Source organism: Aeromonas sp. SER (assembly GCF_038739615.1).
GTDB lineage: Bacteria > Pseudomonadota > Gammaproteobacteria > Enterobacterales > Aeromonadaceae > Aeromonas > Aeromonas jandaei.
In genome coordinates, this window is sequence record NZ_JBCGFC010000008.1 from 182,613 (window position 1) to 201,470 (window position 18,858).

Sequence of the window (18,858 nt, forward strand, 5' to 3'; positions counted from 1 at the left end):
ACTCAACACACTCTTCAAAACAGGGTTTGTCCATTAACCCTGCCATTTTCCTCCTTCGACAATCACATCATTCGGATCGGTATCAGGGCTCAGCTTGTCACGCACATACTGGTCATAGAGTTTCAGCAGGTACTTCTCCTCACCCAGCTTGGCGAGACGGTCGTTGACCCAGTCACGCAGCTCGATATTGCCCTTCTTCACCGCCGGGGCGATGGGATCTTCCGAGCCCAGTTTTTCGGGCAGTACCCGATAGCCCGGGTTCTCCTTGGCCCAGCTGAACAGCACCAGGTTGTCCTGGGCATAGGCGTCGCCACGGCCCTGGGCCAGCGCTTGCAAGGATTCGGTATTCTTCTCGAACTTGAGCACCTTCCACTCCGGGTGGTTGCGGGTCAGCCAGATGTCGGCCGTAGTGCCGGTGGTCACGATCAGGGTCTTGCTGGCCAGATCATCGAGTTTCTTGGCAGGGCTCCCTTCCGGCACCAGCACCTGTACCGCCACTCGCAGGTTCGGGTTGGTGAAATCCACCACCTCGCGCCGCTCCGGCGTCACCGTCATATTGGCGAGGATCAGATCCACCTTGTCGCTCTGCAGGAAGGGGATGCGGCTGGCAGGCTCCACCGCCACGAACTCGATCTTGTTCTCGTCCCCCAGCAGATCCTTGGCGAAGCGGCGGCCGAGATCGGTGTCAAAACCGACGTAGTTCCCCTTCTCGTCCACGTAGCCAAACGGCGGCTTGTCGGTGAATACGCCGACGATGAGCTTGTCCCGCGCCTTGATCTTGTCGAGGGAACCGTCCGCCGCATGGGCAGCGCCGCTGGCGATACCCAGTCCCAATAAGGCACTAAGCAGAACCGAGGTGATTTTTTTCATGCTGACTCCTTTCGTTTGATGACATTTGTATAAGAAAACTTGGCGAGGAACTGGCGCGCACGCTGGCTCCTGGGATTGTCGAAAAATTGGTGGGGGGCGGCCTGCTCCAGAATGTGGCCGCCATCCATGAAGACGATGCGATCCGCCACAGCCCGGGCGAAGGCCAGCTCGTGGGTGACGATAAGCAGGGTCATGCCGCTGCCGGCGAGATCGCGGATCACCTCCAGCACCTCCTGCACCATCTCGGGGTCGAGGGCGGCGGTTACCTCGTCAAACAGCATCACCTGCGGGTTCATGCACAGCGCCCGCACGATGGCGATGCGCTGCTGCTGACCGCCGGAGAGCTGGCGCGGATAGTCATGGCGCCGCTCCCACAGGCCGATGCGGGTCAGCAACTGCTCGGCTTGCAGCAGCGCCTCTGCCCGCTCCCGCTTTTGCACCTGCAGGGGGCCGAGCAGCACGTTCTCCAGAACCGTCAGGTTGGGGAAGAGGTGATAGCTCTGGAACACCATGCCGATCCGCTGGCGCACTCGTTGCCAGTCGGTGGCACCATCCAGCAACACACCATCGAAGCGGATCTCGCCCCCCTGAATGGGCTCGAGCCCGTTGAGAGTGCGCAGCAGTGTGCTCTTGCCACAACCACTTGGCCCCAGAATGACGATCACCTCCCCGGCGCGCACGCTGAGGCTGATCCGATCCAGCACCAGATTCGGACCGAACTGTTTACTGACAGAACCGAGTTCAAGCAGAGGTGTCATACCGCATTACCCCATTGTTGCTCCAGCCGGCGCGAGGCGAGCGAGAGCGGATAGCAGACCAGAAAAAAGAACAGAAACAGCAGACCGTAAATAAGTAGCGAGCCATAGGTGCGCTCGATGATCTGCTGGCCCACCTTGATCACTTCCACCACCCCGATCAGCACCGCCAGCGAACTGGTCTTGATGATGCGGGTGTAGATGTTGATGGTCGGCGGCGTCAGCCGCTGCAACGCCTGTGGCAGCAACACATGGCGATAGAGCTGCCAGGTCGAGAGCCCGAGCGCCAAGCCGGCCTCCTGCTGACCACGGGCGAGGGAGTTGAGGCCACCGCGCACCACCTCTCCCACCTCGCTGGCGCCCCAGAGGGCAAGAACCAGCACGGCGCACCAGAAGGCCGGAATATCGAGGCCGAAAAAGATCGGCAACCCGAAGAAAAATAGATAGAGCCACACCAGTACCGGCACCACCCGAAACAGCTCGAGATAGCTGCGCAGCAGCCCCCGTACCAACCGGCCGCCCTGTTGTGCCAACACGCCGTAAGCGACACCGCCGAGGGTGGCAAACAGGATAGCCAGCAGCGAGATAGCGAGGGTCTGACCCGCGCCCACCGCCAGCAGTGGCAGCGCCTGCGTCAGCTGCTCAGTAACGGAATTGACCATATTGAGCCCTCCTTTCCTGCTTCTTGGTGACGAGAGAGGGTGGCAGCTGGAAGATAAGTGCCCACATCGGGCTCCTCGCCTGCATTAGCGATTCAGTGACCGAACTGACCATGTTGCAGCCTCCTTTCAACGAGTCGCAGAGCGAGGGAAAGCGGCAAAAAGATCAGCACGCACATCAAGGTCAGCACCGCCAGCATCTCGTAGGTCTTGTAGTAGAGGGCGATGTAATTCTTGGTGGTGTAGAGCAGCTCTGGCACCGCCACCGCCGAAGCCACGGTCGTCTCCTTGAGCAGGAAGATGAAGTTGGCAAACAGCGCGGGCAGGCTGGCGAGCCAGGCCTGGGGCAACTGCACGTGGCGCAGCAGTTGCCAGCGAGAAAGCCCGATAGCCCGACCAGCCTCCAGCTGACTGGCGGGCACCGCCTGAATGCCTGCACGCAGCGCCTCGGTCAGATAACCACCGCCGAGGAAGGTCATGGCAATCACCGCAGTGGTAAAACCCGACAGCGACAAACCGAGCGCAGGCAGCCCGAAATAGAGGAAGAAGAGCTGGATAAGCAGCGGCGTGTTGCGGGCCAGCTCGACATACCCGCGGATCAGCGCGCTGAGCGGCCGCTTGTGCAGGCTCAACAAGGCTACGTTGAGCAGGGCGACCGCCAGCGAAGTGAGGATCACTATGGCTCCCAGCTGCAAGGTGACCCAGACCGCCTTGCCGAAGGCGGGCAGCGTCGTAAGGATAAAGGGCAGATCCAGATTCATGCCGGGATCCTCCCGTCACGCTGCAGACGCTGGGGCAGCACAGTGATCGCATCCGGGTACTTGATGCCTGCACCGGTATTGAGCACGACAACCTGCTCCTGCTCCCGGATCCAGCCCGCCTCGCGCAGTTGACGAGCGGCAGCAAACGCGGCGGCCCCTTCCGGGCAGACAAAGCTCCCTTCGCGAGAAGCAAGCAAGCGGATCTCGCTCTGGATCGCCTTGTCATCCACCGCGATGGCGCAACCCTCGGTGCGATAGAGGGCGTCCAGCACCAGAAAATCCCCCAGCGCCTTGGGCACATTGATGCCGAATGCCAGCGTCCGGGAGTCGGGCCAGAAGCTCGACTCGGCGGCTCTCTGTTGCCACGCCTCTACGATGGGCGCGCAACCGCTCGCCTGCACGGCCACCAGCCGGGGCAGCTCCCCCTTGACCCAGCCCAGCTCCTGCAGCTCGCGCAGCCCCTTGTAGATACCGATAAGGCCGACCCCGCCACCGGTGGGATAGATGATCACATCCGGCAGGGTCCAGCCCAGCTGTTCGGCAATCTCCAGCCCCATGGTCTTCTTGCCCTCAATCCGGTAGGGCTCCTTCAGGGTTGAGGCATCAAACAGGGAGTGCTCCGCCACCGCCTGCGCCACCTGACGACCGGCATCGCTGATCAGGCCATCCACCAGATAGAGACGGGAGCCGGCGAGGGAGGTCTCCAGTCGGGTGATGGCGGGAGCTGCCTGCGGCATAACGATGGTGCTACGCAGTCCGGCGCGGGCACCGTAGAGCGCCCATGCAGCCCCTGCGTTGCCGTTGGTCGGCATGGCGAAGTGGGTGACGCCGAGTTCACGCGCGCGGGAGATGCCCACCGCTGCACCACGAGCCTTGAAGGAGCCGGTGGGGATGACGCTCTCGTCCTTCATCCAGAGATCCGGAATACCGATCTGCTTGCCCAGCGTGGGCAGCCGTAGCAACGGGGTAAGCCCCTCACCCAACGTCACAACGTGGGCGGGATCCCGCACCGGCAGCAACTCGTGATAACGCCACAGGCTGGCCGGGCGACCCGACAATGCCGCCGGGTGCCAGGCTCGCTTCAACGCATCGAGATCGTAGCTGGCCAGCAGTGGTGCACCTACCCGGCTCAGTTGCCAGGGCTGGTCGGCATCATGGATCTCGCCACTCTTGCTGCAACGCAGATGTGATAGGTAGCTATACGGCATGCTTTATCCTGAATGGATCGACTTTGGTCAGTCACTTATTCCATCCTGCAATCCAAGTGCCGGATAACAAACAAAATTAACTGGCAAACCTAAGTGAAAAAATTCATATGAAGCCGTCTTTTTTGCTGGCAATCTCATCTGCCAGCAATAAAGAAGGGGAGCCATTGGCTCCCCTTCTGCTCTTCTCTTCCGATTCAAATCTGGAAGTCGATGGCAGGCTCGCTGCCCATGGCGCGGGCCTGGATATCCGCCAGCGCCAGCTCGGGGTTGCAGAGCTGGATAAACTGCCAGGCAAAGTTGTGCTGGAACTGCCCCTGCTTGAGGCCAATCCAGGCGGTGTGGGGGGCAAACAGATGGCTGCCGTCGAGCTGTACCAGCCCCTGATCACGCTGGCCGTCGAACGCCATGTCGGCCAGTATGCCGACCCCCATCTCCAGCTCGACATAGGTCTTGATGACATCGGAGTCCTGCGCCGTCAGCAGGATCTGCGGTTCAATGCCAGCCGCAGCAAAGGCTTCATCCACCCGCACCCGCCCGGTCAACCCGGCTTGATAGGTGACGATGGGCCAGTTGGCCAGCGCCGCCAGCGTCAGATCCCGCTCGCCTGCCAGCGGATGTTGCTCGGGCACCACGATGTTGTGGTGCCAGCGGTAGTAGGGGAATGCCACCACCCCTTCGCTCTTGTCGAGCTGCTCGCTGCTGATGCCGATATCCACCTCGCCGGTCTGCACCAACCGCACTATCTCCTCCGGGCTGCCCTGACGCAGCTCCAGCTGTACCAGCGGGAACTGCTCGCGAAACGCCTTTACCACCCGCGGCAAGGCATAGCGCGCCTGGGTATGGGTGGTCGCCACCAGCAAACGGCCCGAGTCACGGTTGGCAAAGGTGCTGGCCAGTTTGCGGATGTTGTTGGCGTCATTGAGAATGCGCTCGGCAATCACCAGCAGCTCCTTGCCAGGCTCGGTCATACCGAGCAGCCGCTTGCCGTAGCGGATAAAGAGCTCGATACCGAGCTCCTCTTCCAGCTCGCGGATATGGCGACTCACCCCGGATTGCGAGGTAAAAAGGGCGTTGGCCACCTCGGTCAGGTTGTAATCCCGCCGCGCTGCCTCCCGGATAATTCGTAACTGCTGAAAATTCACCTTGTCGCCTCCTGCGAAGAGTGGGTGACACAAGCTGGTCACCCCCTCATTTTTGTTATTTGGCCGGATCATGCCCCGGCAGAGCGCCTGAACCCGGGCAGCCATGCCACCCGCAACAAAACATCAAATCTGGTAATCGGGATAGAACTGCGCCTGTCTGGCCACCAGCCGTACTCCCTGCCCCGGGGCAAACTGCTTGGCCGCCTCCTTGCTCAGCTCCGCCTCGTAGTGGGCCCCTTTGGTCTCGCCATCGCCACGCAGCTCCACCCGAATGCGTGGCCCCATGGGCAGCAAACGGGTGATGGTGGCACGGATCCCGCCCGGCGCATCGGCTGGCAGAATCTCCAGTTCATGGGGACGAACATAGGCGATGGCGGCACTGCCGTGGGCCAGATGAGAAGCCGACGGCCCGCCGAGCAGCTGCTCGCCGACACCGAATCCCTGCTCCGCTACCCGGCCGCGGAACTGGTTCACGCTGCCAAGAAAGCTGTGGACGAAGGAGCTGGCGGGCTGGTCGTAGACCTCGGCCGGGGTGCCGATCTGCTCGACCCGTCCGGCGTTCATCAGCACCACCCGATCCGCTACCTCCAGCGCCTCCTCCTGATCGTGGGTGACGAACAGGCTGGTGACATGCAGCTCGTCGTGCAGCTCGCGCAGCCAGCGGCGCAGCTCCTTGCGCACCTGCGCATCGAGGGCGCCGAAGGGCTCGTCCAAGAGCAGTACCTTGGGCTGAACCGCCAGCGCGCGGGCCAGCGCGACCCGCTGACGCTGACCGCCGGAGAGCTGGGTCGGGTAGCGCTCGGCCACGTGGCTGAGCTGCACCAGATCCAGCAGCTCCTTGACCCGGGCACGAATGGCCGCCTCGGCCGGGCGTTCACTGCGCGGTTTGACCCTAAGGCCAAACGCTACGTTCTCGAACACCGTCATGTGGCGAAACAGAGCGTAGTGCTGGAACACGAAGCCGACGTTGCGCTCACGCACATGGAGATCCGAGGCGTCCTCACCGCGGATGATGACGCAGCCACTGTCGGCCTGCTCCAGCCCGGCGATGATCCGCAGCAACGTGGTCTTGCCACAGCCGGAGGGGCCGAGCAGCGCCACCAGCTCACCGTCGTGAAAGTCGAGGTTGATGTCTGCCAGCGCCGCGTACTGATTGAAATGCTTGTTGAGTTGTTGAACCTGAATGCTCATGGCTGCCTCTTTAAAACGGTGATCAGTGAGATTTGGTGGGCTGGGCACGCAGCCGGGCCAACAGGGTTTCCCCCAGCAGGGTGAAGATCCCGAACAGAGCCAATAGGCTTGCCACTGCAAAGGCGGCGCCGGTCTGGTACTCGTTGTAGAGGATCTCGATATGCAGCGGCAGGGTATTGGTCTGGCCGCGAATATGACCGGAAACCACCGACACCGCGCCAAACTCCCCGACCGCACGGGCGGTACAGAGCAGCAGACCGTACATCAGGCTCCAGCGAATGCCGGGCAGGGTGACGCGCCAGAACATCTGCAGACCGCTCGCCCCCAGCATGATGGCCGCCTCCTCCTCTTCCGGGCCACGCGCCTCCATCTGGGGCAGCAGCTCGCGCACCACGAAGGGTACGGTAATGAAGGTGGTGGCCAAGATGATCCCCGGGGTGGCGAAGATGATCTTGATGTCGTGTTCGCTCAGCCAGTCACCGAACCAGCCGCGGCTGCCGAACATCAACACCAGCATCAGACCGGCGATCACCGGCGACACCGAGAAGGGCAGATCGATGATGGTGATGAGCAGCTGCCGACCGGGGAAGCGGAAACGGGCGATGGCCCAGGCCGCCGCGATCCCGAACAGCAGATTGAGTGGAACGGCGCAGAACGTCACCAGTGCGGTGAGACCGAGGGCGCTCAGGGCATCCGGCTCGCTGATGGCGTGCCAGAAGAAGGCCAGCCCGGGGCTCAGCGCCTGAATAAAGACGGTGGCCAACGGCAGCAGCAACAGGGCGGCAAACCAGCCGAGACCCACCGTGATGAGCAGCCATTTGACCCACTGGGGTTCGCGGATCACTGGAGGTGCCTTGCGCACGGGAGCAACCTCCACAGGGGCGACTTCAAGGGCGAGTGTCGATGCGTTCATATCCGGCTCCCTCCGATACGAGACCAGCTCCAGGCCTGCAACTTGTTGATTAGCAGTAACAAAATGAATGAGATCAGCAGCATCACCACGGCAATGGCAGAGGCGCCGGCATAGTCGTACTCCTCCAGATGGCTCATGATCATCAGCGGTGCGATTTCCGAGACCATCGGCAGGTTGCCGGCGATAAAGATGACGGAGCCGTACTCCCCCACAGCACGGGCAAACGCCAACGCAAAGCCGGTGAGCAGGGCCGGGATCAGGGTCGGCCAGAGCACGTGGATAAAGGTCTGCCAGCGATCGGCGCCGAGGCTGGCGGCGGCCTCCTCCTGCTCGCTCTCAGCCTCTCGCAGCACCGGCTGCAGGGTGCGCACCACAAAAGGCAGCCCGATAAAGGTGAGGGCGATAACGACGCCGATGGGGTTGTAGGCGAGCTGGATGCCGAGCGGCGCCAGCAGATGGCCGATCCAGCCGTTGGGGGCGAAAATGGCGCACAGGGCGATGCCGGATACAGCGGTCGGCATGGCAAATGGCAGGTCGATCAACGCATCCACCAGTCGACGACCGGGGAAGGTGTAACGCACCAGGATCCAGGCCAGGATCAGGCCAAACAGGCTGTTGAGCAGCGCCGCGACAAAGGCCGCCCCGAAGCTCAGGCGAAAGGAGGCGAGCACCCGGGGTGAACCTATCACCTGCCAGAACTCGGCAGCGGTGAGGTTGTTCGCGGCAAACAGCACCAAGGCCGAGAGCGGCAACAGCACCAGCAGCCCCAGATAGAGCAAAGTAAAGCCGAGGGTCGGGCCAAATCCCGGCAGGACTGAGTAAGAACCAAATCGCATAACGATTCCATTTGTTATGAAAAACATCAGATGTAGCGATTCTGCTTACTCTCCTTTTAAGCAACAAACACCATTTGCGACTTTGCTAATTACTTTTTTGTCTAACAACGGTGCGACAAGGCTTTTAGAGCGATCCAAATAAAAAAAGGTCTTTTATATAAATAAAAGACCTAAGAAATGGAGCAATACGGAGCGCAACATTCAAAGAGCAGGGTTCGCAACAGCTCACCCGATAACATATCCCGCCATTGGTTAAGGGCCGATGGCAGAGACAACAACAGTTCTGATAGCCGAAGCCGCTTGCGGAGCAACCACCAGCTCGGCCCGGCGATAGAGTGAGCCAAGCAGCTCCAACCCCTGATGCCAGTCGCCATGGCCGGACTGGGCATTGATATGGCCCACGTTGCCGGCGTCGAACAGAGGCACCTGCCACTGGCGACTCCAGTATTCGGCCCGCTCGAAGCTCATCCAGGGATCGTTGCGACTGGCCACCAGCTGGGCGGAGACTTGCAACGGCCCTTCCAGCCGCTCATCGACAATCCCGAAACGGGCCGGGTCAGCCGGTGCCACCAGAAAGAGCGAGGCGACCTTCTCCGGCTGCAATCTGGCTGCCGCGATGGCAGTCAGGGCACCGAAAGAGTGGGCCACCAGATGGACCCGACTGCGACGACTTCTCAACTTGCTCGCCAGCTTGGCACTCCAGACCGTGAGATCCGGTTTCTCCCATGGCAGACCCGTCATCCGTTGCCAGTAGGGAAAATGCTCGTGCCAGCGACTTTGCCAGTGATCCGGCCCACTGTTGTGCAGACCGGGAACCAGGAGGATCTTGTTCATCTTGGTGCTCCTATCGGCTGGCACAGGGGCCAGTTCAAAGGGGTTATACGGAGTTACCTGCCTCAGCCACCGGGTTGGTAGATCTGGTCAAACAGACCGCCCTGCGCGAAGTGTTTCTTCTGGGCTTTATCCCAATTCCCCTCGATATCCTTGACTGTAAAGAGTGCAAGCTTGGGGAACTGATCTGCGGTCTCTTTCAGGATCGCCGGATTGCTGGGGCGGTAGTGATACTTGGCAACTATGTGCTGTCCCTCGTCGGAGTAGAGGTAGTCTAGGTAGGCCTTGGCCACCGTTTCGGTGCCGTGCTTCTTGGCAACCTTGTCCACCACCGCGACCGGCGGCTCAGCCAGTATGGAGACCGATGGCACCACCAGCTCGAACTTGTCGCTGGCACCGGGCTGACCCAGTACCAGCAGGGCTTCGTTCTCCCATGCCAGCAGCACATCGCCAAGACCACGCTCGATAAAGCTGGTGGTGGCACCGCGGGCGCCGGAGTCCAGCACCTTCACATTCTTGTAGAGATCGCCGACAAACTGTTTGGCCCCCTCTTCATTGCCACTCTTTTTCAGGGCATAACCCCAGGCGGCCAGATAGTTCCAGCGGGCACCGCCGGAGGTCTTGGGATTGGGGGTCACGATGGCCACATCCTTGCGCACCAGGTCGCCCCAATCCTTGATCTGCTTGGGATTGCCCTTGCGTACCAAGAAGACGATGGTCGAGGTGTAGGGCGCTGCATTATTGGCCAGACGGTTCTGCCAATCCGCTGCGATAAGACCTTGCTTGGCAACGGCGTTGACGTCGTAGGCCAGCGCCAGCGAGACCACGTCAGCTTCCAGCCCGTCCACTACGGCGCGAGCCTGCTTGCCGGAACCACCGTGAGACTGGCTCACCACCACGTCGTCACCGGTTTTGGCCTTCCACTCCTTGGCAAAGGCAGAGTTGTACTCCTGAAACAGCTCGCGGGTCGGATCGTAGGAGACGTTGAGCAGGTGCACTTCCGCAGCGTAGGCTTGGCCAAAGGCCAGCACGGAGAAGAGGGAGAGAGCGGTCATTCGCAGTTTCATGGTGATACTCCATATCGTTGGGTTGAGAGCAGCATGCCGCGGAGTTGTTATGCCGAGAAGAAAGAAATAACTCTTTGCTTATCTCTTTTGCTCATATCAGGCAGCCACACGCCACAAGGAGCCAGACGCAGACTCTGTGAGCCATGCCCCTCTGTGACCTCAAGCGCTGTGCCATCATGGGAACAAAGCAGGCAGATGACGAAAAGGAAGTCGTTATGTGGATCAATGCAGAACCCGTCAACGGTGCCCTGGTCTCGCTGGCCATCGGCCTCATCATCGGACTTGAGCGGGGCTGGCAGGTACGCCAACTGGGGGATAACCAGCGCATCGCCGGGATGCGTACCTACGGCCTCATCGGCCTGCTCGGCGGGGTCTGCGGCTTGCTGCTGCCGACCCTGGGCCCCTGGCTGCCGCTGCTCGGCCTGCTGGCGGTGGTGATCGGTTGCGGCCTCTCGGTCTGGCTGGCCCAGCGCTGGCAGGGAGAGTTCGGTCTCACCAGCTCGGTGGCCATGCTGCTCACCTATCTGCTGGGGCTGATGTCGGTACTGCTGAGCCCGAGCGAGGCGGTGGCCTGCGCCGTGCTGGCCGCCCTGCTGATGGGGCTCAAGGGCAAGATCCAGCAGGGGATGCTGTTTCTCAGCGAAACCGAATTCCACGCCACCCTGCGCTTTCTGCTCATCTCGCTGGTGCTGCTGCCGGTACTGCCCAACGAGGAGATGGGGCCCCTCGACGCCTTCAACCCCTTCAAGATCTGGCTGATGGTGGTGGTGATCGCCGGCATCTCCTTTTGTGGCCACTTCGCGGTACGCCTACTCGGTACCCGCGCCGGACTGGTGCTCACCAGCATACTGGCGGGATTGGCCTCCTCCACCGCCCTCACCCTGCAGTTCGCCCGCCTCAACAAGGAACAAGGGGGGCTGGAGCGGCTGCTGGCCACCGGCATCCTGCTGGCAGGGGCCACCATGTGGCTGCGGCTGCTGGTACTGGTACTGCTGATTCACAGCGAGCTGGCGATGCGCCTCGCTGCCCCGCTCGTGCTGCTGGCGACCACGGTGTACGGCTTTGCCTTCTGGTTCTGGCGCCAGCGCGAGGAGCTGACTGACGGCCCGGTACAGCCGGAAACCAGCAACCCGCTCGATCTGGCCACCGCCATCAAGTTCGGCCTGCTGCTGGCGCTGATCGGCTTTATGGCAACTCTGCTGCAAGACAAGGTGGGCAACTCGGGGGTCTATCTGCTGTCGCTGGTGTCGGGGATCACCGACGTGGACGCCATCACCTTGTCGCTTTCCCAGCTATCCCACAAGGAGCTGGCACTGGAGGTGGCGGCCCGCGGCATCCTGCTCGCCGGTTTGATCAACTCGCTGGTGAAGGGGTTGCTGGCGCTTGGCATCGGCGGTCGCAGTCTGGGGCTGCGGGTGCTGCTCCCCTACTTCATCTCGGCGCTGCTGATCCTGCCCCTCGTCTGGCCAGCAGGATGACGGGAATCACCTGCCAGAAGTGACAGACTGACGCCTTTCGCGCTTGTCACGTATACTGCCCCCTCTTGCAGCATGAGGAGGTAGCAATGGCGAGCGACTGGGACAAGGTACTGGCAGGCGGGGCGCTGGACAGCCAGAGCGAGGAGATAGCCAACGACCGGATCCGCGGTCAGGCGCTGCTGGCCCGGCTCAATGGTTCATCGGCGGGCGATGGCCCTCTGCGCCAGCAGATTTGCCGCGAGCTGTTCGGCCACTGCCCCGACTCCTGCTGGATCAGCACGCCGTTCACCTGCGAGTTTGGCCGCAACATTCATATCGGCGAGAAGACCTTCTTCAACTTCAACGTCACCATTCTCGACGTGGGCGAGGTACACATCGGCAGCCATGTGCTGCTGGCCCCCAACGTGCAGATCTACACCGCCACCCACACCATGAACTATCTGGAACGACGCAACTGGACTGCCTACAACAAGCCGGTACGGATCGGCGATGACTGCTGGATCGGCGGCGGCGCCATCATCTGCCCCGGCGTCACCATAGGGCCGCGATCCATCATTGGCGCTGGCGCCGTGGTCACCCGCGACATCCCCGCCGACTCGGTGGCAGTGGGCAATCCGGCCAGGGTGATCCGCACTCTCAAGCAGGATGAGGAGCGCTGCTGGGAGCTGGCCCAATGATGGCGCTGGCACTGCTGCCACTGGGCTGGACCCTCTGGCTCGGCCTCGACAGCCAGCAGTGGTGGCCACTGGCCGCACTGCTGACCATGAGTCTGCTGACGCTGGCGGCCTACGCCTGGGACAAGCGGCAGGCGGTGCGGGGCGAGTGGCGCATTCCCGAATCGAGGCTCCATCTGCTGGAGCTGTGCGGCGGCTGGCCGGGCGCTCTGGTGGCCCGCCAGTGGCTGCGTCACAAGACCCAGAAGCGCAGCTACCGGCTGGTCTTCTGGTTTATCGTGCTGCTGCACCTCACCCTGTGGGCGCTCTGGGTCGGGCGGCCACTCTGGCAGCAATAGCTGTCTGCGTCACAAAGGGACAATGGGCCCCATTGCGGCCGCCCGGCGGCTGTGAGAAAACAGAGCAGATCTCATCAGCGTTTTCGCCGTCTATAGACGACAAGGAGTCGTGACATGACCATGTGGACAGGCATAGTCCTGATCGTATTTATCAGCGTATTGTTCGGATATCTCGGCAAGCGGGCCCGCTATCAGATGGGGGATGCCCGCATCACCGACCGCCTCGGCAGGCAGGATATGATCATCAGAGAGTTGCAGGAGCGGATCGCCAATCTGGAGGCGATCGTCATCGAAGAGGAGAAACGGCGCCCGTTCCGGGAGCTGTGATCTTTCACCGCCAGGTTTCAGATACAGAGAGGGCTGCATGATGCAGCCCTCTATCGTTTCAGCAAATTCAGATTGCCAGCGGCAGCAACTCGGCATAGTCGCGGATCGCCGGAAAAGTGGTGATGCTCTGCTCCGGCTTGCAGCTGTCCGGATTCTGGATCGCCAGCTGATAGCCGATGCCATAGTCGGCGGCGGCCCGCAGGATCCGCTCGCTATCATCCACAAACAGGGTGCGGGCCGGATCGAACGCCAGCCGCTCGGCCAGAGCCTGCCAGCAGAGCTGGCTCTCCTTCGACCAGCCCAGCTCATGGGTACTCACCATCAGATCCAGATGTTTGCTTAGTCCCAACTGCGCATCCTTCACCGACAGACTGGCAGGGTGGGCATTGGTGAAAAGCACCAGCTGCTTGCCCGCGGCGCGCAGCGCGGCCAGAAAGGGGATGGCGTGGGGACGCCACTGGATCTTCGCCAGCAGCTCCTGCTTGAGGGCACGAATATCGAGCCCCAGGGTCTCGCTCCAGTAATCCACGCAGTACCAGTTGAGGGTGCCGTTGACGGCGTGATAGTGGACATCGATCTGCGCTTTGGCTTCATCCAGCGGCAGACCAAGCCGCTCGGCGTAACGCTCCGGCACCAGCTGCTGCCAGAGGTGGTTGTCAAAATGCAGATCGATCAGGGTGCCATCCATATCGAGCAAGACGGTATCTATCTGGTGCCATGGCAAGGTGTTTGAGCGGGAGTGTGGCATCGGGCCTCTTGATCGCGGATCTCGGAAAACGGGGCGGCAGTATAACGGATTTTTCCTCCCCCTTTCCCCTCCCTGCCCCGTGGTGTTCGGTGTGCGAGTCGTTTACTCTTGAAGCACGATTTTTTAACGAGCTGTCACCCCTGATGAGTGAGCACCACAAAAGCCCCCCCGAACAGATTTCGATCGACCAGCTGGAGCAGGAGAAGAGCAAACCGGAGATCCTCAAGGCCGAGATCGTGGCCGAGAGCCGGCTGTTCAGAGTGGAATCCCTCCACCTCAAATTCTCCAACGGTGAGGAGCGGGTCTACGAGCGGATGCGCGGCGGCAATCGTGGTGCCGTCATGGTGGTGCCGCTGTTCGATGAGCAGACCCTGCTGCTGGTGCGCGAATATGCCGCCGGCACCCACTCCTACGAGCTGGGCTTTCCCAAGGGGCTGATTGACCCGGGCGAAGATGCCTTCGAGGCAGGCAACCGGGAGCTGATGGAAGAAGCGGGCTTTGGCGCCAACAGCCTGACCCTGCTCAAACAGGTGTCGCTGGCGCCGGGGTACTTCTCCAGCCGGATGGACATTTTGCTGGCCCAGGATCTCTTCCCCGAACAGCGGATCGGCGACGAGCCCGAACCGCTGGAGGTGATCCCCTGGCCGCTGAACCGGATCGACGAATTGCTGGCGCGGCCCGACTTCACCGAGTCGCGCAGCATCAGTGCCCTGCTCTTGGCCCAAAAGTGGCTGACGGAGCAGACAAAGTAGCCCGCAGACGGGCAGTTAACAGACAGAGGATAACGAGATGCAGGAGTTGTTGGCCTGGGTGCCGGGGGTCAAGGAGATTGCCCGCGAAGCCGGAAGGATCCTTCACGACATCTATCACGGCGGTCAGTTCGAGCGTCAGCTGAAGGAGGATGCGACCCCGGTCACCAGTGCCGATCTTGCTGCCGATGCCTACCTCAAACAGGCGCTCTCGGCGCTCACCCCCCATGTGCCGGTGCTGACCGAAGAGGCGGCCGACATCCCCTTCAGCCAGCGATCCAACTGGCGGCAATACTGGCTGGTGGATCCCCTCGACGGCACTGGCGAATTTATCGCGGGCAGCGGCGACTTCGCCACCCTGATCGCCCTGGTGCGGGACAATGTGCCGGTGCTCGGGGTCATCTATGCTCCCGAGTCCAACGTGCTCTACTGGGCGGTGCGCGGCTACGGCGCCTTCAAGGAGGTGAATGGCGAGGTGTTGCCCATCAGCGCCATGCACCACGAGCATGACCAGCCTGACTCGCTGGTGGTGGCCATCAGCCGCCGCCAGAAGCTGGAGAAGCTCACCCGCCGTCTCAACCCGGCCATCAACTACGAGCTGATCCCGCTCGGCTCCAGCTCCCTCAAATCCTGTCTGGTGGCGGAAGGGGCGGCCGATTGCTACGTGCGGCTCGGCCCCACCGGCGAGTGGGACACTGCCGCCGCCCAGTGCATCGTCGAGGCGGCTGGTGGCCGCATCCTCAGCCTGGCGTTGCAGCCACTCAGCTACAACGAAACCGAGTCGCTGGAGAACCCGGACTTTATCGTGATGGGGGATCCGGATCTCGCCTGGGGCAACATTCTGGCCCACTAGGCCGATAGCGATATCATCACACCAGACAAGCAGGCGGCCCGATGGCCGCCTGCTTTTTCAGAGAAGTTACCCCGGGTAATGGCCGGAGTGATCCGCTGGTCAAGGCGCTCTTGAACAGCGTTATACGCTGGCAAAGCGGCAAAATGATAGTGAAACATCACAATCGGTCGGCGAGAAATGGTGCGATTTTTCACGTAATTCTGAAAACACCTGATTAGCCAAAATAAAAAAACGAGTGAAGATCAAATTTTGGTTTTATATTTCACAAAAATAACCATTGTCAGTTTTGTTGCATTCTGTGATCCAGATTCCATTCCCAATCTCGCTGGCTAAACCCCGCAATGGCAGTGATATGTTTCAGTCTCGCCTTTTGAGAATTAAATCCCGATAAACCACAATGAACTCAGATTAAAACACTAACAAAAAGTGAATTAGTAATGAGTTTATCTGTAGAGGCTACCAAGGAGCTATCCGGTTCCTGCTCCACCACTGCCAGCACCACCCGCTGGCGCCGTCACGACACCCACTGGGTTATCAGCCTGTTTGGCACCGCCGTTGGCGCCGGTATCCTGTTCCTGCCCATCAATCTGGGTCTGGGCGGCATCTGGCCCCTCGTTATCGTCGCGGTACTGGCAGGCCCCATGACCTTCCTCGCCCACCGCGGGCTGGCGCGCTTCGTGCTCTCCTCGTCACGCCCCCACGCCGACTTTACCGAAGTCGCGGAGGAGCATTTCGGCAAGATGGCCGGTCGCCTCATCTCGGCGCTCTATTTCCTCTCCATCTTCCCGATCCTGCTCATCTACGGGGTCGGGCTGACCAACACGGTGGAGAGCTTTATGGTCAACCAGCTCGGCATGGCAACCCCGGATCGGGTGATGCTCTCCGGCGTACTGGTATTCGCCATGATCGCCGTGATGCTGGCGGGTGAGAAAGCGATGCTGCGCGCCTTCGCCTTTATGGTCTATCCGCTGGCGGCCATTCTGGCGGCCCTCTCCTGCTATCTGATCCCTCAGTGGCAATGGCCGGAAGTGACCGCGTTTGAAGGGGTCAGCTTCCTCAACACCGTCTGGCTGGCGCTGCCGGTCACCGTGTTCGCCTTCAGCCACGCCGCCGCCATCTCCGGCTTTGCCAACGTGCAGCGCCGTGAATATGGCGAGCAGGCCGAAGCCAAGAGCGGCCTGATCCTGCGCAACACCACAGTGATGCTGGTGGGCTTCGTGCTGTTCTTCGTCTTCTCCTGCGTGCTGAGCCTCTCGCCAGCCCAGCTGGCCGAAGCCAAGGCCCAGAACGTCTCTGTGCTCTCCTATCTCGCCAACATCACCGATAACCCGGTGATCGTGACTCTGGGGCCGCTCATCGCCTTTATCGCCATCAGCTCCTCCTTCCTCGGCCACTTCCTCGGTGCCCGCGAAAGCCTCAAAAGCCTGATCGCCAAGCCCACCGGCCTGCCGCAGGCCAAGGCGGACAAGGTCGGCATCGCCCTGATGTTCTTCTCTATCTGGGGTGCAGCTGTCATCAACCCGGGCATTCTGGGGCTGATGGAAACCCTCTCCGGCCCGGTCATCGCCATGATCCTGTTTATCATGCCGGTCATTGCCATCTACAAGGTGGAGGCGCTGGCCCGCTTCCGTCACGGCTGGACCAACGGCTTTATCCTGCTGACCGGCTCGCTGGCAGTATCGGCGCTGATCTTCAGCCTGTTGAAGTAACGACTCGCAGCAGAAAACAAAAAAGAGAGGCGACCCTGGGGTCGCCTCTCTTGTCTCTGTTCGGGTGTGCGCTCAGCCCAGCTTGGCACCGTTCTCCACCGCCTGCTCGGGGATAGCCATCACTACGGCGCCATCCGGCCGGTAGAAACCGGTCAGCAGAAATTCAGACTGAAACGGGCCGATCTGCTTGGTCGGGAAGTTGACTACGGCGATGATCTGGCGGCCCACCAGCTGCTCTGGCTGGTAGAGAGCGGTGATCTGGGCGCTGCTCTTGCGTATCCCCAGTTCGGGGCCAAAATCCGCCCACACTTTGTAGGCCGGTTTACGCGCCTCGGGGAACGGCTCGACCCGCACCAGAGTACCCACCCTCAGCTCCACCATCTCGAAATCCTGCCAGCTAATCGTCTCCATTTCGGCTCCAGTTTATCGTGCACCTTGCATGACCCGCAGCATGGCCCAAAGAGAGCATCCCGTCTTCGGCGATCAGCCGTTTCGTTACGGCAGGCGGCCGTTTTGTTGGCGCCAGAGGGATGGTGTGAGCCCGGTCTCGGCCAGGAAGCGCTCGCTGAAGGCCCCCTGATTCTGGTAACCACAACGGCTGGCAATCTCGCCGACGGGCAGCTGCGTGCTGGCAAGCAGGGTACACGCCAGCGCCATGCGCCGACTGCGAATGTAGTGGGAGACGCTCACCCCCAACTGCTGGCGAAAGGCGAGCTTGAACTGGCTCTGGCCAAGGCAGGCGATGGCGGCGAGTTGCTGATTGGTCAGCGGGGCAGCGAGGTTGGCATCGATATGGCGTTGCACCTTGAGGATGCGGGCGGCAAGGCGTGGAATGGCTGCGCTCTGCATCCCCTGCCCTTCCGCCAGCAGGGAGAGCCACACCTGCTCCATGCCCGCCACCTGCCGCCCCTCGGCCACCATGCGGTGCAGAAAAGCGAGGTAGTGGCGCTGGGGCTCATCCAGCTCGATAAAGGGGCGGGCCGCCAGATCGCCGGGCAGCCAGTCGCTCTCCTGCACCAGAAACGAAAGCGCCGGATCGGCGGCGTAGTCGTGTCGCTCGCCGGGGGCGATGACGCATGCAGAACCGGGGGCAAGCCGACGCCCATGGCCCTGCACCTCGATCTCGAGGGGACCGTCCAGGGGGATCACCAGCTGGGCAAAGTCGTGGCTATGGCTGCAGACGTGGTGGTGATAGTGGCGCAGGCTGAAGCGGGACATGACAGATAGCAATGACGCGGCCAGGGCCGCGTCATTGGGGGTTATTCCTTGTCGAAATCTTCGATCTCTTTGCCCAGCGCTTCCATGATGGCGCGCGCTTCGGCAGGGACACTGTCCGGATGATCCTTGCGCAAGTCTTCGTCGCAAGGGAGCGGCTGGCCGGTGAAAGCGTGCAGGAAGGCTTCACAGAGCAGCTCGCTGTTGGTCGCATGACGCAGGTTGTTCACCTGACGGCGGGTGCGCTCATCGGTCAACACTTTCAACACCTTGAGCGGGATCGAGACGGTAATCTTCTTGACCTGTTCGCTCTTCTTACCGTGTTCCGCGTAGGGGCTGACGTAGTCGCCGTTCCACTCTGTTCCCATGACTCACCTGTTCTCATTTAGCCGTGAGCGCGGATTTTAACCCTTAAGGAAATTAATGGCAATCCAACAGCAAAGCCATTTAGACGTCTGGAAGTGTTGACGGCCTTTTTAAGCTGGCGTAGTGTGGTTCATCATAATGCCAGCATTGGCACGATTGCGTGTGGCA

22 protein-coding genes are annotated in these 18,858 nt (G+C 61.3%); 7 read left to right on the top strand and 15 right to left on the bottom strand.

Annotated elements, in window-relative coordinates:
- Positions 1-33: 33 nt before the first annotated feature.
- The 11 genes from AAHA41_RS13840 to AAHA41_RS13890 all read right to left on the bottom strand — a co-directional run bounded on the left by AAHA41_RS13840 (position 34) and on the right by AAHA41_RS13890 (position 10,233).
- A complete protein-coding gene (locus AAHA41_RS13840) occupies positions 34-870 on the bottom strand; it encodes a transporter substrate-binding domain-containing protein (RefSeq protein ID WP_040067363.1) in 837 nt (278 codons plus the stop codon).
- A complete protein-coding gene (locus tag AAHA41_RS13845; RefSeq protein WP_040067361.1) occupies positions 867-1,628 on the bottom strand; it encodes an amino acid ABC transporter ATP-binding protein in 762 nt (253 codons plus the stop codon). The genes AAHA41_RS13840 and AAHA41_RS13845 overlap by 4 nt, the downstream gene beginning before the upstream one ends.
- Positions 1,625-2,287 carry an amino acid ABC transporter permease gene (locus AAHA41_RS13850; protein WP_323070152.1) on the bottom strand — a complete coding sequence of 221 codons (663 nt, stop codon included), beginning with the start codon at positions 2,285-2,287 and terminating at the stop codon, positions 1,625-1,627. Before AAHA41_RS13850 ends, AAHA41_RS13845 begins: the two co-directional genes overlap by 4 nt.
- Positions 2,288-2,379: 92 nt before the next feature.
- Positions 2,380-3,045: an amino acid ABC transporter permease gene (locus AAHA41_RS13855; RefSeq protein WP_323070154.1), complete on the bottom strand. Its 666-nt coding sequence runs from the start codon at positions 3,043-3,045 to the stop codon at positions 2,380-2,382.
- Positions 3,042-4,253, bottom strand: a complete 1,212-nt coding sequence (locus tag AAHA41_RS13860) for a threonine synthase (RefSeq protein ID WP_323070156.1) — start codon at positions 4,251-4,253, stop codon at positions 3,042-3,044. The genes AAHA41_RS13855 and AAHA41_RS13860 overlap by 4 nt, the downstream gene beginning before the upstream one ends.
- Positions 4,254-4,447: 194 nt before the next feature.
- Positions 4,448-5,395: an HTH-type transcriptional regulator Cbl gene (gene cbl / locus AAHA41_RS13865; RefSeq protein WP_124242953.1), complete on the bottom strand. Its 948-nt coding sequence runs from the start codon at positions 5,393-5,395 to the stop codon at positions 4,448-4,450.
- A gap of 123 nt (positions 5,396-5,518) precedes the next feature.
- Entirely contained in the window at positions 5,519-6,586 is a 1,068-nt protein-coding gene (locus AAHA41_RS13870; RefSeq protein WP_323070158.1) for a sulfate ABC transporter ATP-binding protein, read from the bottom strand.
- 22 nt (positions 6,587-6,608) lie between these two features.
- The gene (gene cysW, locus AAHA41_RS13875; RefSeq protein ID WP_043850030.1) at positions 6,609-7,499 is read right to left on the bottom strand and encodes a sulfate ABC transporter permease subunit CysW; all 891 of its coding nucleotides are present in this window, start codon (positions 7,497-7,499) and stop codon (positions 6,609-6,611) included.
- Positions 7,496-8,335, bottom strand: coding sequence for a sulfate ABC transporter permease subunit CysT (gene cysT, locus AAHA41_RS13880; protein WP_041209035.1), 840 nt, complete (start codon positions 8,333-8,335; stop codon positions 7,496-7,498). Before cysT ends, cysW begins: the two co-directional genes overlap by 4 nt.
- A 252-nt stretch (positions 8,336-8,587) precedes the next feature.
- Positions 8,588-9,169, bottom strand: coding sequence for an alpha/beta hydrolase (locus AAHA41_RS13885; RefSeq protein WP_268018188.1), 582 nt, complete (start codon positions 9,167-9,169; stop codon positions 8,588-8,590).
- 62 nt (positions 9,170-9,231) lie between these two features.
- On the bottom strand, positions 9,232-10,233 hold the full coding sequence (locus AAHA41_RS13890) for a sulfate ABC transporter substrate-binding protein (RefSeq protein WP_042030331.1): 1,002 nt from the start codon (positions 10,231-10,233) through the stop codon (positions 9,232-9,234).
- A 215-nt stretch (positions 10,234-10,448) separates the two neighbouring features.
- Here AAHA41_RS13890 and AAHA41_RS13895 point away from each other — a divergent pair, with 215 nt between their 5' ends.
- From AAHA41_RS13895 to AAHA41_RS13910, 4 genes are all read left to right on the top strand, one after another.
- Positions 10,449-11,711: a DUF4010 domain-containing protein gene (locus AAHA41_RS13895; RefSeq protein ID WP_139442954.1), complete on the top strand. Its 1,263-nt coding sequence runs from the start codon at positions 10,449-10,451 to the stop codon at positions 11,709-11,711.
- 86 nt (positions 11,712-11,797) lie between these two features.
- Positions 11,798-12,388 carry a sugar O-acetyltransferase gene (locus AAHA41_RS13900; RefSeq protein WP_042658060.1) on the top strand — a complete coding sequence of 197 codons (591 nt, stop codon included), beginning with the start codon at positions 11,798-11,800 and terminating at the stop codon, positions 12,386-12,388.
- Positions 12,385-12,723 (top strand): DUF1294 domain-containing protein, encoded by a 339-nt coding sequence (locus AAHA41_RS13905; RefSeq protein WP_043850033.1) that lies wholly within the window; start codon positions 12,385-12,387, stop codon positions 12,721-12,723. The genes AAHA41_RS13900 and AAHA41_RS13905 overlap by 4 nt, the downstream gene beginning before the upstream one ends.
- 114 nt (positions 12,724-12,837) lie before the next feature.
- Entirely contained in the window at positions 12,838-13,050 is a 213-nt protein-coding gene (locus AAHA41_RS13910; RefSeq protein ID WP_041209029.1) for a hypothetical protein, read from the top strand.
- 67 nt (positions 13,051-13,117) lie between these two features.
- Here AAHA41_RS13910 and yrfG read toward each other — a convergent pair whose 3' ends face one another.
- Positions 13,118-13,798 carry a GMP/IMP nucleotidase gene (gene yrfG, locus AAHA41_RS13915; protein WP_323070161.1) on the bottom strand — a complete coding sequence of 227 codons (681 nt, stop codon included), beginning with the start codon at positions 13,796-13,798 and terminating at the stop codon, positions 13,118-13,120.
- 143 nt (positions 13,799-13,941) lie between these two features.
- Between yrfG and nudE the strand changes: the two genes are divergently transcribed.
- The 3 genes from nudE to AAHA41_RS13930 all read left to right on the top strand — a co-directional run bounded on the left by nudE (position 13,942) and on the right by AAHA41_RS13930 (position 17,109).
- Positions 13,942-14,550, top strand: a complete 609-nt coding sequence (gene nudE / locus AAHA41_RS13920; protein WP_323070162.1) for an ADP compounds hydrolase NudE — start codon at positions 13,942-13,944, stop codon at positions 14,548-14,550.
- 37 nt (positions 14,551-14,587) lie between these two features.
- On the top strand, positions 14,588-15,400 hold the full coding sequence (cysQ, locus tag AAHA41_RS13925; RefSeq protein ID WP_005343054.1) for a 3'(2'),5'-bisphosphate nucleotidase CysQ: 813 nt from the start codon (positions 14,588-14,590) through the stop codon (positions 15,398-15,400).
- Positions 15,401-15,837: 437 nt separating this feature from the next.
- On the top strand, positions 15,838-17,109 hold the full coding sequence (locus AAHA41_RS13930; protein ID WP_043850037.1) for an aromatic amino acid transport family protein: 1,272 nt from the start codon (positions 15,838-15,840) through the stop codon (positions 17,107-17,109).
- A gap of 72 nt (positions 17,110-17,181) precedes the next feature.
- On the opposite strand, the gene AAHA41_RS13935 is transcribed toward AAHA41_RS13930, so the two are convergent.
- From AAHA41_RS13935 to metJ, 3 genes are all read right to left on the bottom strand, one after another.
- Positions 17,182-17,520: a tRNA-binding protein gene (locus AAHA41_RS13935; protein ID WP_033113988.1), complete on the bottom strand. Its 339-nt coding sequence runs from the start codon at positions 17,518-17,520 to the stop codon at positions 17,182-17,184.
- Positions 17,521-17,604: 84 nt separating this feature from the next.
- Positions 17,605-18,327, bottom strand: a complete 723-nt coding sequence (locus tag AAHA41_RS13940; RefSeq protein WP_323070163.1) for an AraC family transcriptional regulator — start codon at positions 18,325-18,327, stop codon at positions 17,605-17,607.
- Between the two features lie 41 nt (positions 18,328-18,368).
- On the bottom strand, positions 18,369-18,692 hold the full coding sequence (gene metJ, locus AAHA41_RS13945; RefSeq protein WP_005343046.1) for a met regulon transcriptional regulator MetJ: 324 nt from the start codon (positions 18,690-18,692) through the stop codon (positions 18,369-18,371).
- Between the last annotated feature and the right edge of the window lie 166 nt (positions 18,693-18,858).

Excerpts from the sequence above, each read along its gene's own strand:
- cysQ (WP_005343054.1), top strand. The coding sequence starts at position 14,588 with ATGCAGGAGTTGTTGGCCTGGGTGCCGGGGGTCAAGGAGATTGCCCGC.
- nudE (WP_323070162.1), top strand. The coding sequence starts at position 13,942 with ATGAGTGAGCACCACAAAAGCCCCCCCGAACAGATTTCGATCGACCAG.
- AAHA41_RS13910 (WP_041209029.1), top strand. The coding sequence starts at position 12,838 with ATGACCATGTGGACAGGCATAGTCCTGATCGTATTTATCAGCGTATTG.
- AAHA41_RS13940 (WP_323070163.1), bottom strand. The coding sequence starts at position 18,327 with ATGTCCCGCTTCAGCCTGCGCCACTATCACCACCACGTCTGCAGCCAT.
- AAHA41_RS13935 (WP_033113988.1), bottom strand. The coding sequence starts at position 17,520 with ATGGAGACGATTAGCTGGCAGGATTTCGAGATGGTGGAGCTGAGGGTG.
- AAHA41_RS13895 (WP_139442954.1), top strand. The coding sequence starts at position 10,449 with ATGTGGATCAATGCAGAACCCGTCAACGGTGCCCTGGTCTCGCTGGCC.
- AAHA41_RS13870 (WP_323070158.1), bottom strand. The coding sequence starts at position 6,586 with ATGAGCATTCAGGTTCAACAACTCAACAAGCATTTCAATCAGTACGCG.
- AAHA41_RS13840 (WP_040067363.1), bottom strand. The coding sequence starts at position 870 with ATGAAAAAAATCACCTCGGTTCTGCTTAGTGCCTTATTGGGACTGGGT.
- cysW (WP_043850030.1), bottom strand. The coding sequence starts at position 7,499 with ATGAACGCATCGACACTCGCCCTTGAAGTCGCCCCTGTGGAGGTTGCT.
- AAHA41_RS13850 (WP_323070152.1), bottom strand. The coding sequence starts at position 2,287 with ATGGTCAATTCCGTTACTGAGCAGCTGACGCAGGCGCTGCCACTGCTG.
- AAHA41_RS13885 (WP_268018188.1), bottom strand. The coding sequence starts at position 9,169 with ATGAACAAGATCCTCCTGGTTCCCGGTCTGCACAACAGTGGGCCGGAT.
- yrfG (WP_323070161.1), bottom strand. The coding sequence starts at position 13,798 with ATGCCACACTCCCGCTCAAACACCTTGCCATGGCACCAGATAGATACC.
- AAHA41_RS13900 (WP_042658060.1), top strand. The coding sequence starts at position 11,798 with ATGGCGAGCGACTGGGACAAGGTACTGGCAGGCGGGGCGCTGGACAGC.
- cysT (WP_041209035.1), bottom strand. The coding sequence starts at position 8,335 with ATGCGATTTGGTTCTTACTCAGTCCTGCCGGGATTTGGCCCGACCCTC.
- AAHA41_RS13930 (WP_043850037.1), top strand. The coding sequence starts at position 15,838 with ATGAGTTTATCTGTAGAGGCTACCAAGGAGCTATCCGGTTCCTGCTCC.
- metJ (WP_005343046.1), bottom strand. The coding sequence starts at position 18,692 with ATGGGAACAGAGTGGAACGGCGACTACGTCAGCCCCTACGCGGAACAC.
- AAHA41_RS13855 (WP_323070154.1), bottom strand. The coding sequence starts at position 3,045 with ATGAATCTGGATCTGCCCTTTATCCTTACGACGCTGCCCGCCTTCGGC.
- AAHA41_RS13845 (WP_040067361.1), bottom strand. The coding sequence starts at position 1,628 with ATGACACCTCTGCTTGAACTCGGTTCTGTCAGTAAACAGTTCGGTCCG.
- AAHA41_RS13905 (WP_043850033.1), top strand. The coding sequence starts at position 12,385 with ATGATGGCGCTGGCACTGCTGCCACTGGGCTGGACCCTCTGGCTCGGC.
- AAHA41_RS13890 (WP_042030331.1), bottom strand. The coding sequence starts at position 10,233 with ATGAAACTGCGAATGACCGCTCTCTCCCTCTTCTCCGTGCTGGCCTTT.
- AAHA41_RS13860 (WP_323070156.1), bottom strand. The coding sequence starts at position 4,253 with ATGCCGTATAGCTACCTATCACATCTGCGTTGCAGCAAGAGTGGCGAG.